General features: G+C 57.4%; 16 protein-coding genes. 10 read left to right on the plus strand and 6 right to left on the minus strand.

The genetic code is table 11. The features are described 5' to 3' along the window. Positions 1-63: 63 nt before the first annotated feature. The 5 genes from rpoD to ribD all read left to right on the plus strand — a co-directional run bounded on the left by rpoD (position 64) and on the right by ribD (position 4,508). Complete coding sequence (gene rpoD / locus BUA39_RS14425) at positions 64-2,046, plus strand: RNA polymerase sigma factor RpoD (RefSeq protein WP_072793926.1); 1,983 nt, start codon at positions 64-66, stop codon at positions 2,044-2,046. A gap of 53 nt (positions 2,047-2,099) precedes the next feature. Further along, a complete protein-coding gene (locus BUA39_RS14430; protein WP_072793927.1) occupies positions 2,100-2,366 on the plus strand; it encodes an HlyU family transcriptional regulator in 267 nt (88 codons plus the stop codon). 37 nt (positions 2,367-2,403) lie between these two features. Next, positions 2,404-2,826, plus strand: coding sequence for a secondary thiamine-phosphate synthase enzyme YjbQ (locus BUA39_RS14435; RefSeq protein WP_072793928.1), 423 nt, complete (start codon positions 2,404-2,406; stop codon positions 2,824-2,826). A 120-nt stretch (positions 2,827-2,946) separates the two neighbouring features. Further along, the gene (gene nrdR / locus BUA39_RS14440; protein ID WP_072793929.1) at positions 2,947-3,414 is read left to right on the plus strand and encodes a transcriptional regulator NrdR; all 468 of its coding nucleotides are present in this window, start codon (positions 2,947-2,949) and stop codon (positions 3,412-3,414) included. Continuing rightward, positions 3,414-4,508 (plus strand): bifunctional diaminohydroxyphosphoribosylaminopyrimidine deaminase/5-amino-6-(5-phosphoribosylamino)uracil reductase RibD, encoded by a 1,095-nt coding sequence (gene ribD / locus BUA39_RS14445; protein WP_278246332.1) that lies wholly within the window; start codon positions 3,414-3,416, stop codon positions 4,506-4,508. The genes nrdR and ribD overlap by 1 nt, the downstream gene beginning before the upstream one ends. On the opposite strand, the gene BUA39_RS14450 is transcribed toward ribD, so the two are convergent. From BUA39_RS14450 to BUA39_RS14460, 3 genes are all read right to left on the minus strand, one after another. Then, entirely contained in the window at positions 4,505-6,511 is a 2,007-nt protein-coding gene (locus BUA39_RS14450) for a capsular polysaccharide biosynthesis protein (RefSeq protein WP_072793930.1), read from the minus strand. The two genes, ribD and BUA39_RS14450, sit on opposite strands and share 4 nt — an antisense overlap. Further along, positions 6,511-7,647 (minus strand): polysaccharide biosynthesis/export family protein, encoded by a 1,137-nt coding sequence (locus BUA39_RS14455; protein WP_072793931.1) that lies wholly within the window; start codon positions 7,645-7,647, stop codon positions 6,511-6,513. Before BUA39_RS14455 ends, BUA39_RS14450 begins: the two co-directional genes overlap by 1 nt. Positions 7,648-7,746: 99 nt before the next feature. After that, complete coding sequence (locus tag BUA39_RS14460; RefSeq protein ID WP_072793932.1) at positions 7,747-9,039, minus strand: capsule biosynthesis protein; 1,293 nt, start codon at positions 9,037-9,039, stop codon at positions 7,747-7,749. 160 nt (positions 9,040-9,199) lie between these two features. Between BUA39_RS14460 and BUA39_RS14465 the strand changes: the two genes are divergently transcribed. The 5 genes from BUA39_RS14465 (at position 9,200) to BUA39_RS14485 (ending at position 12,840) form a co-directional block, all read left to right on the plus strand. Beyond that, positions 9,200-9,796 (plus strand): riboflavin synthase, encoded by a 597-nt coding sequence (locus BUA39_RS14465; protein WP_072793933.1) that lies wholly within the window; start codon positions 9,200-9,202, stop codon positions 9,794-9,796. A gap of 106 nt (positions 9,797-9,902) precedes the next feature. Further along, entirely contained in the window at positions 9,903-11,021 is a 1,119-nt protein-coding gene (gene ribB, locus BUA39_RS14470) for a 3,4-dihydroxy-2-butanone-4-phosphate synthase (protein ID WP_072793934.1), read from the plus strand. Between the two features lie 3 nt (positions 11,022-11,024). Next, positions 11,025-11,576, plus strand: coding sequence for a 6,7-dimethyl-8-ribityllumazine synthase (locus BUA39_RS14475; protein WP_072793935.1), 552 nt, complete (start codon positions 11,025-11,027; stop codon positions 11,574-11,576). Further along, positions 11,573-12,058, plus strand: coding sequence for a transcription antitermination factor NusB (gene nusB / locus BUA39_RS14480; protein WP_072793936.1), 486 nt, complete (start codon positions 11,573-11,575; stop codon positions 12,056-12,058). Before BUA39_RS14475 ends, nusB begins: the two co-directional genes overlap by 4 nt. 134 nt (positions 12,059-12,192) lie before the next feature. Further along, positions 12,193-12,840, plus strand: coding sequence for a GDSL-type esterase/lipase family protein (locus tag BUA39_RS14485; RefSeq protein WP_072793937.1), 648 nt, complete (start codon positions 12,193-12,195; stop codon positions 12,838-12,840). 62 nt (positions 12,841-12,902) lie between these two features. On the opposite strand, the gene nadC is transcribed toward BUA39_RS14485, so the two are convergent. From nadC to nadA, 3 genes are read right to left on the minus strand one after another with little or no spacing between them, the layout of a single operon-like run. Continuing rightward, positions 12,903-13,751, minus strand: a complete 849-nt coding sequence (gene nadC / locus BUA39_RS14490) for a carboxylating nicotinate-nucleotide diphosphorylase (RefSeq protein WP_072793938.1) — start codon at positions 13,749-13,751, stop codon at positions 12,903-12,905. Further along, positions 13,748-15,310, minus strand: a complete 1,563-nt coding sequence (locus BUA39_RS14495; RefSeq protein ID WP_072793939.1) for an L-aspartate oxidase — start codon at positions 15,308-15,310, stop codon at positions 13,748-13,750. The genes nadC and BUA39_RS14495 overlap by 4 nt, the downstream gene beginning before the upstream one ends. Before the next feature lie 5 nt (positions 15,311-15,315). Then, positions 15,316-16,365 carry a quinolinate synthase NadA gene (nadA, locus tag BUA39_RS14500; RefSeq protein ID WP_072793940.1) on the minus strand — a complete coding sequence of 350 codons (1,050 nt, stop codon included), beginning with the start codon at positions 16,363-16,365 and terminating at the stop codon, positions 15,316-15,318. Positions 16,366-16,538 lie beyond the last annotated feature (173 nt).

The raw sequence follows: 16,538 nt of genomic DNA on the forward strand, positions 1-16,538 counted from the left end.
GTGAATCGCGCTACATGATTCGGCAAACCGAATCACTTACGCCCTACTTTGCAGGAGCAGCGAATGGCCGCAAAAGACAACGACGACCGCAAGCCCGATGATGATCAGGACGACGACGTTTCCATGGACATGAGCCAGACGGCCGTCAAAAAGATGATCGCTGAGGCTCGGGAGAAGGGGTATATCACCTACGACCGTCTGAATGCCGTTCTGCCGCCTGATCAAGTCAATTCCGAACAAATCGAAGACGTGATGTCGATGCTGTCTGAAATGGGCATCAACATTATCGAAGACGAGGAAGTCGAGGAAGAAGAGCAGAAATCCACCGCGCTGGTCGATACCTCATCAGCAAGCCGTGAAGTGGCGCTGGGCTCTGGTAATCAGGAAAAACTGGATCGTACCGACGATCCGGTACGCATGTACCTGCGCGAGATGGGCTCTGTTGAGCTGCTTTCTCGTGAAGGCGAAATCGCGATTGCAAAGCGCATCGAGGCTGGCCGCAATACGATGATTGCGGGGCTTTGTGAAAGCCCGCTGACCTTCCAAGCGATCACCATCTGGCGTGACGAACTTCTGACCGAAGACATTCTGCTGCGCGACGTCATCGATCTGGAAACCACCTTTGGTGACCAGATGGGAGACGAAGATGACGAAGAGACCGTCGTGGATGCAGCAGGCGACACGAAGACCGAGAAGAAAGAAAAGGCGCAGGAACTCGACGCTGATGGCAATCCGATTGCCAATGATGACGACGACGATGATGACGATCAGGCGAATATGTCGCTGGCCGCGATGGAAGCGGCCCTGAAGCCACGTGTGCTAGAAACTTTGGATCGCATTGCAGACGATTATGAAAAATTGTCGGAAATGCAGGATAGCCGGATCTCGGCAACCCTGAACGAAGACAATAGCTTTTCGACCTCGCAGGAAGATAGCTATCAAAAACTGCGCTCCGAAATCGTGTTGCTGGTGAACGAACTGCACCTGCACAACAACCGGATCGAAGCGCTGATCGACCAGCTTTACGGCATCAACCGCCGCGTCATGTCGATTGACAGCGCGATGGTAAAGCTGGCCGACCAAGCCCGGATCAACCGCCGTGAGTTTATCGAAGCCTATCGCGGTCGTGAGCTTGATCCGAATTGGCTTGAAGACATGTCTCAGAAACCGGGGCGTGGCTGGCAGATGTTCATGGAACGCTCTGTCGACAAGGTCGAAGAACTGCGTGCTGACATGGCGCAGGTCGGTACATACGTTGGCCTTGATATCTCTGAATTCCGCCGCATCGTACAGCAGGTTCAGAAGGGTGAGAAAGAAGCCCGTCAGGCCAAAAAAGAAATGGTTGAGGCGAACCTGCGTCTCGTGATTTCCATCGCCAAAAAGTACACGAACCGTGGCCTGCAATTCCTTGATCTTATTCAGGAAGGTAACATTGGCCTGATGAAGGCGGTCGATAAGTTCGAATACCGCCGTGGCTATAAATTCTCGACCTATGCAACATGGTGGATCCGTCAGGCAATCACCCGGTCGATTGCGGACCAAGCGCGCACCATCCGTATCCCGGTTCACATGATCGAAACGATCAACAAACTGGTTCGGACAGGCCGTCAGATGTTGCATGAAATCGGTCGCGAACCGACGCCAGAAGAATTGGCCGAAAAGCTGCAGATGCCGCTTGAGAAAGTGCGCAAGGTGATGAAAATCGCCAAAGAGCCGATTTCCTTGGAGACCCCAATCGGGGATGAGGAAGACAGTCAACTCGGTGATTTCATCGAAGACAAAAACGCGGTTCTGCCACTGGATTCTGCCATTCAGGAAAACCTGAAGGAAACCACGACCCGCGTTCTGGCCTCTCTGACACCACGCGAGGAACGCGTTCTGCGGATGCGTTTTGGCATCGGGATGAACACCGACCACACATTGGAAGAGGTTGGTCAGCAGTTCAGCGTGACCCGCGAACGTATCCGCCAAATCGAAGCGAAAGCCTTGCGGAAGCTGAAACACCCAAGCCGCAGCCGCAAACTGCGCAGTTTCTTGGATCAATAAGACCTTGCCGCCTCCGATCTCATCGGGGGCGGTTTGCTTTTGAGGAGAAAACGATGTCCCTGTTGAAAAAACTCTTCGGCAGTTCCGCCCCCAAAGCGCCCGAACCGGAAACGCACAAGGGGTTCCTGATTTTCCCGGATTCACAGGCCGAAGGCAGCAACTACCGCCTTGGCGCGCGGATCGAGAAAGAAATCGGCGGCGCGCTTAAGACACACCACATGATCCGTGCAGATACCTTCCAAACGGTCGACGCCGCCAACGAAGCTGCCGTGCGCAAGGCAAAGACGCTGATCGATCAGATGGGCGAGCGGCTGTTCTGAGGGCCGACTGGCAAGACGCTGAGAGGAGAGAGCAGTGATGCAGACTCGGTTTGACCTCTCAACCTCCGGTCAAGGTCTCTATGAATTCACGCGTGATGTTGTGCGTTGGGTCGCCGATCAGGGTGTGGAACAGGGGCTGCTGACGCTCTTTGTGCGCCACACGTCCTGTTCTTTGCTCATACAGGAAAACGCCGATCCAGAGGTGCAGACGGACCTGCGCAATTTCTTTCATCGTTTGGTGCCGCCAACGACGGACCTGTCGATGTCCTATCTGACGCATACGTATGAAGGCCCGGACGATATGCCCGCCCATATCAAGGCGGCGATGATGCCCGTCAGTTTGTCGATCCCGGTTGCCGATGGCCGGCCTGTGCTGGGCACCTGGCAGGGGATTTACCTGTTTGAACATCGCAATGCGCCACACCATCGGCAGGTTGTGGCACATCTGACGCCCAGTTAACGCATGATTTAGGGGCTGCATTTCCCCACTACCCAAACCCTAGCGATCCCCCTATAGTGGCTGTGGATAACTTTGGCATCAGCCCAAAGGCACGCGGCTTTAGAACTGTGGGGGACCGTCATGCGCTGCCCGTTTTGCGGAAATATCGATACTCAGGTAAAAGACTCGCGCCCTGCGGAGGATCACGTTTCGATCCGGCGGCGGCGTTTCTGCCCGGCCTGCGGTGGACGTTTCACCACCTACGAACGCGTGCAGCTGCGCGATCTGGTCGTCGTGAAATCAAATGGCCGTCGAGAGGACTTTGATCGCGACAAGTTGGAGCGGTCGATCCGCATTTCCATGCAGAAACGCCCGGTTGAGCCAGAACGCATTGATCAGATGATTTCAGGTATCGTCAGACGTCTGGAAAGCATGGGCGAGACGGATATACAGTCAAAGCAAATCGGTGAGATCGTGATGGAGGCCTTGGCCCGGATCGACACCGTGGCCTATGTGCGATTTGCCAGTGTTTACAAGAACTTCCAAGCCGCAGATGACTTTGATAAATTCGTGTCCGAACTGCGACCGAACGTGAAGACGGAAGAGTGATCCAGACAGACGAACGCTACATGGCGCTTGCCCTTGAATTGGGGCGGCGGGGTCAGGGGCGGACATGGCCCAATCCAGCAGTCGGCTGTGTGATCGTCAACAACGGTCGCATTGTTGGCCGCGGATGGACCCAGCCTAGCGGGCGACCTCATGCCGAGACCGAAGCGCTCGCACAGGCGGGGGCCGCAGCCAAAGGCGCAACCGCCTATGTCACGCTTGAACCCTGTGCCCATCATGGAAAAACTCCCCCCTGTGCGCAGGCTTTGATCGACGCGCAGGTCGCGCGGGTCGTGGTTGCCGTCAAAGACAGTGACGGGCGTGTGTCGGGCAAAGGGTTTCAGATGCTGCGTGATGCGGGGATCGAGGTTTCGCAAGGCGTGCTTGCCGCAGAAGCCGCACGTGATTTGCAGGGGTTCTTCCTGAAAACCGAACAAGGCCGCCCTTTTGTGACGCTGAAACTGGCGACAACTTTGGATGGCCGCATTGCCACGGCCACGGGCGAAAGCCAGTGGATCACCGGACCGGAAGCACGCCGTGCGGTGCATATGATGCGCGCGCGCCATGATGCGGTGATGGTTGGGGGAGGCACAGCGCGGGCCGACGATCCTTCATTGACTGTTCGTGGGCTTGGGATTGAACGCCAGCCCGCGCGGGTCGTGGTATCGCGTCGGCTGGACCTGCCCTTGATGGGCAATCTGGCACGCACTGCAAAAGACGTTCCTGTGTGGCTGGCCCATGGGGCAGATGCCGATGCCGAGCTGGTCCGAGCATGGGAAGGGGTTGGCGCGCGACTTTTGCCCTGTGACCTTGAGGGCGTGCATCTTGCGCCATCCTCGGTCTTGCAGGCTTTGGGGGCTGCTGGTTTGACACGTGTGTTCTGTGAAGGCGGGGGCGCTTTGGCTGCGTCGCTTTTGGCGGCAGATCTGGTGGACGAATTGCTTGTGTTCGGTGCCGGGCGTGTCATCGGGGCCGAGGGCTATCCCGGTGTTGGCGCGATGGGCGTAGAACGTTTAGCAGATGCACCGGGATTTGAACTGGCAGACCTGCGCAGGGTTGGCGCGGACGTCCTGAGCACTTGGCGGCGTCCGACCTAACGCCACAACCCTGATCGACTGGCAAACACTCCCTGCGTTTTTGACAGCAGGCGATTGACCAATCCGGGGTGCGGAATGTCTCCCGCTGCCAACCGCTCTACAGCGACTTCCACAGGGCAAGGCAGGCGCGTGACAGGATCAAGGTAGCGCGGCGCATCAATCAGGACAGCATGGACCAGACCGGGCAGTTCCACGCGGGCTTGGCGGCGCAGCGGTGTTTTACCCATGTCTTGGGTCAGCCCCCATCCTGCATAGAAAGGCGCGCCGTAGGTGGTGACCTGACAACCACGGATCAGGGCCTCAAAGCCAGCCAAAGAGGTCATGGTTGAGACCTCATCGACTTGCTGCAAAAGCCACCCCATATCGACATCTTCAAGCACCTGATCGGCGATCAGATCAGCATCGGCAACATGGCCTTCGCGCAGGCCAGCCGCAACATCGGGGTGCGGCTTATAAACGATCGTCGCCTCTGGATGAGCGGCGCGCGTGGCCAGCAGAAGCGCGCGGTTGGTTGAAATCTCATCCGTGCCACGCAGGATTGACGCGTCGTCCTCGACTTGTCCGGGCACAAAGATCAATCGGCCTTGTGGCAGCTTTGGCTGTGTTCCTCCGAGGTTATATTTGCTCACCCCAAGCGCATTCAGCTTTTCGATCAATTTGACAGCGCGCAGTCTTTGATCCGGCCGCATGTCGGCGCGCGCAGCAATCAGGTTTTCCAGATCGCTGGGGCGCGCTGGGTCGTAGTAAATACCGCTGTGATCCACAATCAACGACAGCGGCGGCACAAGTTCAGCGCCCAGACCTCTTGACCTTAAAAAGCCGTCCTCGACGCGGGCGCTACCCGTTGGGCCGTCTTGCGTGCCCCATGTCATTGAGCGCACCTCGTCGCTTTCAAGCTTCTGAAAGGTCATACGTTTGTGCTGGCCAAAAAAGCGTTGGAAATGCTTGCGCTTCCACAGGCGAATGCCGTGCCCATTCCAACCTTGGTGATCTTCACGCCAGGCGCGGGCCTGCGCCTCTAGCTGGCCGATCACGGTTTCAAGCGGGCAAAGTTGATCGCGATAGGGGTCGTACCATTTCGCATATAGCAACATGGCGCCTGCAAAGAGCTGCGCGCGGGTGAGGTGCCGGTGGCGGCGGGGTGGCGGGCGTTCATCGTTTGTCAGACCCCAACCTGCGTAAAAAGGCTGGCCAAAAACACGTGGCTTATGACCGGCAAAAATCGCCTCGAATCCCATTTGCGAGGAGAGGGTATAAACACCAACTGCCCCTTCAAACAGCTTCCAAGGGCTGACGGGGCTGTCCCAAAGGGAAATTCGCTCGTTGCAGTCTTTTTCCGAGAAATAGCCGCTGCGCAAGCCCTGCTGGGTTTCCGGGTGGGTCTTGATCAGGATGGGCGCGCCGGGGTTTTCCTCTTGCGCCATGACAAGCATTTCTTGGAAATGTGCGTCGCCTGCTTTACTGGCTGCAACCGCAGCATCGCCACGGGTTTGATCGATGACCAGCACATAGCCCGGTTCTGGTAGAGACGTGTCCAAGGGCACGGCAGCGTATTTGGTGAGGTGGGCGTCTTGTATCCGCGCGATGCATTCCCGCGCGCGGTCCAAAAGCGCGGTATCATCCAAAGGGTGCGTCGCCAGCAGTGTTTCAAGGTCTGACGGTTGGCTTGGGTCAAAATGCACGCCCTTGCGATCCAGAAACAGGCCAACAGGTGGTTCGCCCATTTTGCCGGGAAAGAGGCTGCGCAGGGGGGCATCTTCGACCCTTAGGATATCCACATTGCGTTGTTCAGCGATCTTTTCGCCGCGATGGGCTGTTGGGCTTTTGCCCCAGATGCCAATCAGATCATCGGGGCCGGGCAGGCCGAGGCTGACTTGATAGCCAGACAGCGCCAAAATACGCCGCACGCGTTTTTGGGTCAGAAAGCCGCCGTTGTAGACAAAAAGCCGCCGGGACCCATCGGTTCCGGCGGCAATCGTGATGTCATCAGTCGCGGGGTGCATTACCCGCCTGTGCCAAGCGTCTGCAAGGAGCTGACAGAGGTTGCCGACCCGGTGATGGACGAAATGGTCTTATCCCAAGTTGTGAACGGTGCTTCGGTCACGTAAAGCGTGTCGCCATCGCGCACCACAAAGTCGCGGGCGTGGAACATGCCGTTGGGTTCGGTCAAATCAAGCACATAAACCATGCGCTGTGCGCCGATCAGATCGTCACGCCCCAGCACTTGGTTGGCGATCTCGCCCGGCTCATTGCGGAAGACAAAAACGCCCTTGGGATCAGCAGCCGCAGAGTTCAATCCGCCCACCTGCGCGATCGCTTCGATGGCAGAGAGGTTTTGCGATTCAAAAGTCACGCGGCTCTGGGTGCCGGTCGCGCCCAAGGCGGTGAAGGCACGGGTGTCGGCCTCGACCAGAATGCGGTCGCCACCGCGCAATGCGATGTCTAGCCGTGGATTGTCATAGAGGTCTTGGAACCAGACTTTGCCGGTCGAGCCCTGACGCAGCACTGTGACCTGCGCAATTTCAGGTTCAATCGTGACGCCGCCAGATTTCGCCAGCATCGCCGCCAGCGTGCGGGTGGGGCGTTCAATCGGGTAAACGCCTTGCGCGCCGACTGCACCAACGACGGAAACCGTTGCTCCGTCGCCCGCAGCACGGCGGACTTCAACCTGCGGATCAGGCGTTTGATCTTCGAGTTTGCCTTTGATCACGCGGCGGATTGCTTCGGGTGTATTGCCCGCTGCGCGAATACGGCCCGCGTAGGGAACAAAAATGTAGCCTGCGCCATCCACTTGGACCTCTTCAAGAATGGCAGCGACCTGACCTTCCGGACCAAGCAGGGGCTTGTCGACGTTTTCCCAGATCGTCAGCGACAGCACATCGCCCGGCCGGATGGTATCAGACCCAAGGGTGCCAGCGCTTTTGAAAGATTCGGAAAAGCCAAGTGCAGGGGCCACAGCGGTTGCGCGCGTGACGCGGTCATTCACGGAAACAACAAAGGCGTCGCCTTTCTGTTGGACAGAGCCTGCATAGATTTCGCGTTTGTTGGGGCCGGGTCGTGGCAAGCCGCAAGATGCAACAACGGCCAAAGCCGCGATAAGGGCAACACCCTTCGCCCAGCGGGAAGTTTGGGGTTTCACTGCTCGGTCTCCTCGACCTGTTATTATTCTGCCTCGGTTTATTTTGCTGCTAACTTACCTGAAAGGCGAGGTAAAATCCAGCTTTACGCGCGGCGCGCGCTAGTTGACGGCCCGCAACTGTTGCCGTGGGGCCGCTGTCCCGGATGTCAACGCATCATACGGGTCCTCTGGCGCAAGCATCATGTCGACCACTTGGCGCAAAAGTTGCTGGCGCCCTCTGTGCGAATAGAACCCTCCAGCAACTTGGCTGGTTTCCAGCAAATAGCGGCGGTAGTCGCGATAGGCCGCCATATCCGGGCGCAACGCCCCGCCAAAAAATTCGCGCAGGGATTGGTCAGAGATGAACTCTGGCTGATCATAAACAGCCTTGCCAAATATCTTCAGCGGAATACCGCGCCACAGCACCTGCTGTGCTGCGGTTGAATTCACGGTCACCGCGCTGCGCACTTCTTTCAAAAGCTTCGCCAGTTTTCCGCCGCGCACAAAGTGCACGCGGTCGGCAATGCCGTGGTTTTTGGCGCAAGTCGCGATGGTTTGTCGGACGGGCACACGGCCGTCTTCCAGCGGGTGGGCTTTGAACACTAGGTGATGATGCTTTGGTGCACCGGCAGCAAAGTTTTCTGTCACCAATTCAATGAATTCGGACATGGAGCTAAACGGGGAATGGTCTTGAAAACTACTGTCATGTTCAAGCTGCAAGAGCGCAACGTGATAGGGGAAGCCCCCATGCGTCACGCGTCGCGTGGCCAGCCAGCGTTCAATTGCATGGAACGGCATACGCAGCAGGCGGCGGAGATAGAGGCGAAATTCCTGTTGGACCGATAAGGCGCGATGCGGGCGGAAATTGCGAAAGCCTTGGTTTCGGAACATCACAAACCAATGGTAAAGCGCGCCATAAAAAACGTGATGCCGCATGTCGCCCCAATGTGCAGGCGGCATCGGTGGATCAAGGTCTGACCCTTCTAGGGCAAGTGTCATCTGCGGGATCGTCATATCCATCAGACGCGAATTGCCGTTTGAGCCATCGCGTTCATAGGTCACCCAGAAGGGACGCAGGTAGCCTTCTTCAAAGATATGCACCGTCAGCCCACGCGCCTTGGCGATTTTGACCGCGACCCGGTGGTGCGCACGGGTGTCGCCATAAAGCACAATGTCTGTGACGTTTCTCTCTGTCAGCAGCGCTTCGTAGGTTTGCTCCCACTCCTCTGGCGCGTCCTGAAATGGGATAAAGCAAGCTGGGTCTTTCCAAAAGAAGGCATCACCCGCATTAAACCCCACCCGCCAGCAGGTCGCGCCGGATTGACACAGCATATCCGCAAGGCGCTGAAAGAAGGGGCCATGCGGACCTTGCAAGAAAAGAAACACGCGGTTGTCGCTGTTGACCTGCGCCATTTGTATGCCTGTCGTTTTTGCTCGATATGGCAGCTTATCATGCTGCCTTTTCAACGACGTTAATCCAGTCGCGGGGCCAAAGTAAGGCGGCTTGTCTAATTTGGGGCGGGGCGTTACCTGTGGAACACGAAATGCAGACAGGTGTCAGACGGAGCCGACCATGTTCACAGGGATCATCACGGATATTGGCGAAATCATTGAGTTGGAACAGCGCGGCGATCTGCGGGCGCGGATCAAGACGGCCTATGACACGGATGGGATCGATCTTGGCGCGTCAATCGCGTCGGACGGCGTATGCCTGACGGTGATTTCCCTGGGGGACGATTGGTATGACGTTGAAATCTCTGCGGAAACCGTATCCAAAACAAACCTTGATACTTGGTCCGTGGGCAAGAAAGTCAACCTTGAACGCGCGTTGAAGGTGGGCGATGAACTGGGTGGGCATATTGTGTCTGGTCATGTGGATGGCATCGCCGAGATCATCAAGATGGAAGATGAGGGCGACAGCACCCGGATTTCCTTCCGTGCGCCGCAGGACCTCGCGAAATTCATCGCCGAAAAAGGGTCTGTCACTTTGAACGGAACGTCTCTGACGGTGAATGACGTTGAGGGCAATGAGTTTGGCATCAACGTGATCCCGCATACGCAGCAGGTTACCACTTGGGGTAATGCCAAGGTCGGAGATATGGTCAACCTAGAGATCGACACAATGGCCCGTTATGTCGCCCGTTTGGCCGAGATGACAGCGCAGCGCTGACATTCGATATGTTAAGAAACGCAGCGGCGTTTTGCAGATTGATCCACTAGTCTTCTCGGGTGGGATCGGATATTGCACTGGCAAATTCCGCTGTGAAAGGCACACCATGAGCTTTGAAACTCCGGGTCCTGTCGAAAAGGCCCTCCGCGACGCGATCAGCCCGATTGAGGAGATCATCGAAGACGCGCGTCAGGGGCGCATGTATATCCTTGTCGATCACGAAGACCGCGAAAACGAAGGTGATCTGGTGATTCCGGCGGCGTTTGCAGACGCCAAAGCGATCAATTTCATGGCCACGCATGGTCGTGGCCTGATCTGCCTGACGCTGCCAGCAGAGCGCATCGATGATCTGGGCCTGCCGATGATGGCGATGCACAATAGCTCGCGTCACGAAACGGCCTTCACCGTCTCGATCGAAGCGCGAGAAGGAGTGTCGACAGGGATTTCCGCCGCCGATCGCGCGCTAACGGTTGCGACGGCTATCAACCCGAAATGCACAGCAGCCGATATTGCGACGCCGGGGCATGTCTTCCCGCTGCGGGCGCGCAAGGGTGGTGTGCTGGTGCGCGCGGGCCATACCGAAGCGGGCTGTGACGTCAGCCGCTTGGCGGGGCATTATCCGTCATCCGTGATTTGTGAGATTATGAACGAAGACGGCACCATGGCGCGCCTGCCGGATCTGGTGGACTTTGCCAAGACCCATGACCTTAAGATCGGGACGATCAGCGATCTGATCAGCTACCGCTCTCGCAACGACAATCTGGTGGTGCAAACCGCGCAGCGCATGGTGGATTCTGAATTTGGTGGCCGCTGGGACATGCGCATCTTCACGGACCAGACCCATGGCGTGGAACATGTGGCGTTGATCAAAGGTGACATTACCACGGATGAGCCTGTGCTGGTGCGGACCCATGCCTTGAAAGTCGAAAAAGACATGCTGGGACTGGGCGCAAAACGCGCCGATGAAATGCGCTCTGCGATGGAGGCGGTCGACCGCGAAGGCCGCGGTGTGGTGTGTCTGTTCCGCTCACCAAAGAACCGGCTGTTTCAAGAGGATGATGCTGGCCCCCGGACGGTCAAACAGATCGGCATCGGGGCGCAAATCCTCAGCAAACTTGGCCTGAGCCGCCTGATCTTGCTGACGAACTCTCCGCAGGCGGTTTATCTGGGCCTGCAGGCCTATGGCCTCGAAATCGTCGGCACGCGTCCTATCGAAGTGGAGTGAACCATGGCCACAGCTGAACAGCATTACATTCTGCCCCGTCCAGAGTTCGACAAACCAGTCAAAATTCTGATCGTTGTTTCGCCTTATTACAAAGATATCGCAGACAATTTGGTCGCCGGTGCGATTGCTGAAATCGAGGCCTGCGGTGCGACGCATGAGATTGTCGAAATGCCGGGCGCCTTGGAGATTCCAACCGCGATTGGCATTGCGGAGCGGATGTCGAACTTTGATGGCTATGTTGCGCTCGGCTGCGTGATCCGGGGCGAGACAACGCACTACGATACCGTCTGCAACGACAGCAGTCGCGCCATTCAGTTGCTGGGCCTGCAGGGGCTGTGCATCGGCAATGGCATCCTGACGGTTGAAAATCGCAAGCAGGCCGAAGTGCGCGCTGATCCGAAAGATCAAAATAAAGGCGGTGGGGCAGCGGCTGCGGCCTTGCATCTCGTCGCGCTTTCGCGCAAATGGGGCGGCCCGCGTAAAGGTGTCGGATTCCTTCCGTCATCGGATGAATTGAAAATCGCGGGCGACAGCAAGGGTAGCCCAACCGCATGACTTCCGAGGCCAAAGCCGGCCTGTCCGGCAACCAGAAACGCAAGATGAAATCCGCCGCCCGCTTTTTTGCGGTGCAGGCGCTTTATCAGATGGAACATTCCAGCCTGTCCTTTGACCAGGTGCGGGTCGAGTTTCTGGATCACCGCTTTGGTGAAGCGTTCGATGGCTACGACATGCTGGAAGGCGATGTCGAGTTGTTCTCGATGTTGCTGAAAGAGGCGGTGAACCATCAGGCGTTGATCGACCAGATGACCAACCGCGCCTTGGTGGCGAAATGGCCACTAGGCCGGATCGACAGCACCCTACGCGCCTTGTTCCGCGCAGCGGGGGCGGAACTGACGCAAGGCGATACGCCGGCGAAGGTTGTGATTGTCGAATTTGTTCAGGTCGCGCAGGCCTTTTTCCCGGAAGGGAAGGAAGGCAAATTCGTGAACGCGGTGCTCGATCACATGGCCCGCGAAGCCAAACCAGAAGAATTCTAAGTAGGCCGGGCTTTAGCCCGGCTTTTTTGTTTTATTTCAAACGTGTTGATCCCGGTCCAAGGCGCTGGCCATCGTGCCCATTCCTAACTAAGTTCTGTTTTGCCAAGCCAAGTCTGGCAGAGGAGCAACCGAAAATGACTGAAAAGCGCGTTCTGTGTTTTGGGGATTCCAATACTTGGGGATCAATCCCAGCGACGGGAAAAAGGCATCCGCGCGGCGTACGATGGGTCAGCCGCCTGGGGCAAGTTCTTGGCGAAGAGTGGGACGTCGTTTCAGAGGGGCTAAGTGGCCGCACCGCCACTGGGCTTGATCCAGTTATGCGGCTCAACAGTGCGTATGACGACCTTTCAGTTGCACTGCGGTCGCATAAGCCGATTGATCATGTTGTCTTGATGCTGGGCACCAACGATTTCAAACGCAGGTTTGGATTGTCAGAGTTCGACATCGCTGCGGGTTTGGCCCATCTGATTGATCTGGTTCTGAAATCTGACGAAGTGGTTGGAGATGACGCATCACGGCTTATTCTGGTCGCGCCATTGTCTATTCGCCTTGATGGTGCGCTAGATCCAGATCAACGTGATCGTCGCCGCCTCGAGTTCAGTGATGCCGTCGGCATTTCAGAACGTTTACCAAGCCGACTCGCGCTGCTTGCTGAGGAAAAGGGATGTGCATTCCTCGATCCAAATGCCACGCTGCAGGCGAGCGAGGTGGATGCGATTCACTGGGATGCAGAAACCCACATTGCGTTTGCTGAGTTAGTTGCGTCGCAGTTGAAGAATTGATTTTTGGCGGGCTGAGGGCATCGCCTGACCGCGGGCGGGTGCAGCCCGGCAATATGTGACTTTCAGAAATCCAACCCCAAATCCACTGTCCGTGCCGAATGGGTCAGCGCGCCGGAGGAAATGTAATCCACCCCGGTCGCCGAAATCGACGCAATCCGGTCAAGGCGGACGTTACCGGATGCTTCGGTGACCATTCGGCCATCGACCATCTGCACGGCTTCGCGCAGCGTGTCATTGTCCATATTGTCCAAAAGCACGACGGACGCACCGCCAACGTCGAGCACTTCTTTGAGTTGCGCCAAAGTGTCGACTTCGATCTCAACTGTCATCATGTGGCTTGCATGGGCCTTTGTGGCCTGCAGCACCTGCCGCACACCACCGGCGGCGGCGATGTGGTTGTCTTTGATCAGGATCGCATCTGACAGCGAGTAGCGGTGATTGTGCCCACCGCCATGCAGCACGGCCAACTTTTCAACCAACCGCATGTTCGGAGTTGTTTTGCGCGTACAAGTCACGCGGGTTTTGGTGCCTTTGGTCTCGGCCACGAAACTGGCTGTCATGGTGGCGATGCCGGTCAGGCGACCGGCATAGTTTAGGGCCACACGTTCGCCAGACAGGATCGAGGCAGCCTTACCGCTGATCTCCATCAGCGTGTCGCCCTTTTTACAGGGCTGCCCATCGGCGATCAGAGTTTTCACCTCCAGCTCTGGGTCCACCAACCGAAACGCCAGCGCGGCCACCTGCATGCCGGACACAACGGCATCCTCGCGCGCATTGATGCGGGCGTCATAGGTCGTCTCCGCCGGGATCACAGCACGCGTTGTCACATCGCCATAGCTGCCGAGGTCTTCCATCAGGGCATTGCGCACCATCGGCTCTAGGATCAAATCGGGGACAGCGGCAAAACTCATGCGGGTTCCTCTGAAAGTTGATCGCGCAGGGCCTTGGCCTCTGCAAAGGTCATCTTGGAGCGCGTGCCAGCGCCGGGCAAGGTGTTCGGGAAATCGGATCGTTCGTGCGCCCCGCGGCTTTCCTCGCGCAAAAGCGCTGCAGCGGCAATCAACGTGGCCGTCGCACACATATTCTGAAAGCTGGGCGAGGGGTCGCGGGCTTCAAGCGATGCGATGTTAAACAACGCTTGTTTCAGGCCTTCGCCACTGCGCACAACGCCGACCAGATCCGTCATCGTGCGCCGGAGCGCTGCAATACCCTGCCGGTCTGGTGGAAAGCCAATGCCATCAAAGGTGATTTCAACAGGAGCGGCGTCGCTGATATTGGTCTGTGAAGCAATTCCGTCGGCGCAAATGCGGGCATAGACCAGCGCTTCGAGCAAACCGTTGGAGGCCAAGCGGTTCGCGCCGTGCAGTCCCGTCGAAGAGGCCTCTCCGCAAACCCATAGGTTTTTCAGCGAGGCGCGGCCTGCTCGATCCGTAGCAATGCCGCCCATGTGGTAATGGGCCGCCGGGGCCACGGGGATCGGCTCTTTCACAGGGTCGATGCCATTGCGCGCGCAGTATTCTGCGACCGAAGGGAAGTTGGTTGTGATCGACGCACCAAGCGCCGCGCGGGTGTCCAACATTGGGCGATTGCCCGCCTGATGCTGTGCAAAAATGGCCCGCGCAACAACATCGCGTGGGGCGAGTTCGGCGTCTGGGTGTACGGCTTGCATAAACCGCTCACCGTGTTTGTTTATCAGAATGGCACCTTCACCCCGCAGGGCTTCGGTGGCCAGCGGGGCAGGGTCTTCGCCGACGTCCATGGCTGTCGGGTGGAATTGGACGAATTCCGCATCCGCAATCTGCGCGCCGGCGCGCGCGGCCATACCGATCACCTGACCGCGAATACGCGGCGGGTTGGTGGTGATCGCGTAAAGCCCGCCAGAGCCACCGCCAGCCAGCAAATAGGCGGATCCGCGTAACATGACCGGCTCGGACCGCGTTTCATCGCTTTCTTGGATGGCGACGCCGGTGACCTTGCCGTCTTGGACGTCCAACTCCACCGCCATGGTGCCTTCCAGCACTTGGATCGAAGGTGTCTGGCGCGCTTCTTCGATCAAGGCGGCCATGATCTGCGCCCCGGCCTGATCGCCTTTGACGCGCACGACACGGGCAAAACTATGCGCTGCCTCGCGGCTGAGGACGTACTTGCCATCTTCGGTCCGGTCAAAGGGCGTTCCGAGTTTGGTCAGATCAAGAATATGCTCTCTTGCTTCCTGTGTGACCATGCTGGCCACATCGGCGTCCACGGTGCCCGCACCAGCGTTCAACGTGTCATGCGCATGGCTTTCGGGACTATCGCTTTCGTCCATCGCGGCAGCGACGCCGCCCTGTGCCCAAGCCGAACTCGCGCCCTTGCCAAGCGGTTCAGGGGAGATCACAACAACCGGGCGCGGCGCAAGTTTCAGCGCGGCATAAAGCGCGCCCATCCCTGCGCCGACGATGACGATCCGGTCGGTGGCGATCTCTTGCATCGGGCTTAAAGGCCGAGCTTTTTAGACAAGTCGATCATCGCCTGAACAGACTGGCGCGCTTTTTCGGCGATCGCCGCATCCACCTCGACCTGATTTTCCATAGTGTGCAGCACATAAAGGATCTTTTCCAAGGAGATTTTCTTCATATAGGGGCACATGTTGCAGGGCTTGGCGAATTCAACTTCGGGCAGTTCGTCAGCGATGTTCGACGCCATCGAACATTCCGTGACCAGCATCGCTTTGGCGGGTTTGTTGTCGTGCACCCACTTGATGATGCCGCTGGTCGAGCCGGTGAAATCGGATTCCGCCACAACGTCCGGGGTGCATTCCGGGTGTGCGATGATTTTAACTTCTGGGTCCAACTCGCGATAGGCGCGCAGGTCGTCCGCTGTGTAAAGTTCGTGCACGATGCAGGACCCTTCCCAGAAGACAACTTTCTTCTTGGACTGGTTCGCCACGTTTTGCGCAAGGAACTGATCCGGCGTCATAATCACGGTGTCGCTTTCCATCGCGTCCACGATTTGAACCGCATTTGACGACGTACAACAGATATCTGACGCGGCTTTGACTTCTGCCGTGGTGTTGACATACGACACCACCGGCGCGCCGGGATATTTGGCGCGCATATCTTCGATACCCTCAGCGGTGATGGATTCTGCCAAAGAGCAGCCCGCGCCCATGTCTGGCATCAAGACAATTTTGTCTGGGCTAAGAATTTTAGACGTTTCGGCCATGAAATGCACACCGGCCTGTACGATCACATCGGCCTCGACCTCGGTGGCTTCCATCGCCAGTTGCAGGCTGTCGCCGACAAAATCGCTGACGCCATGGAAGATTTCCGGCGTCATGTAGTTGTGGCCTAGGATCACGGCATTGCGCTTGGCCTTCATCTCTTGGATGGCTTTGACATAAGGCGCATAGATCGCCCAATCCGCCGGAGAGATCACCCGGTCCATCTTGCTGTAAACATCCTGCATCGACGCCGCCAAATCGGGGTTCGGAGCAAGGTCATAATGGTCGGAAAGTGTGGAGCGCACGTTGGTTAGATCGAGCAACGGTCAGTTCCCTGTCAGCTTCGTTAAGGCGGATTTACACGCCTGTTACAATATAGGCTAGGGAAATAGGGGAAAAAGGCACTAAGCGGCGGTGATTTTCCCGAAAACAGCAGAATCGCGCAGGATTCGGTGCGTAAATCCGTAGTTTTTTGACTGCACGGACAAGATTGTTG

It is taken from the genome of Cognatishimia maritima, assembly GCF_900129685.1.
Classification (GTDB): Bacteria; Pseudomonadota; Alphaproteobacteria; order Rhodobacterales; family Rhodobacteraceae; genus Cognatishimia; species Cognatishimia maritima.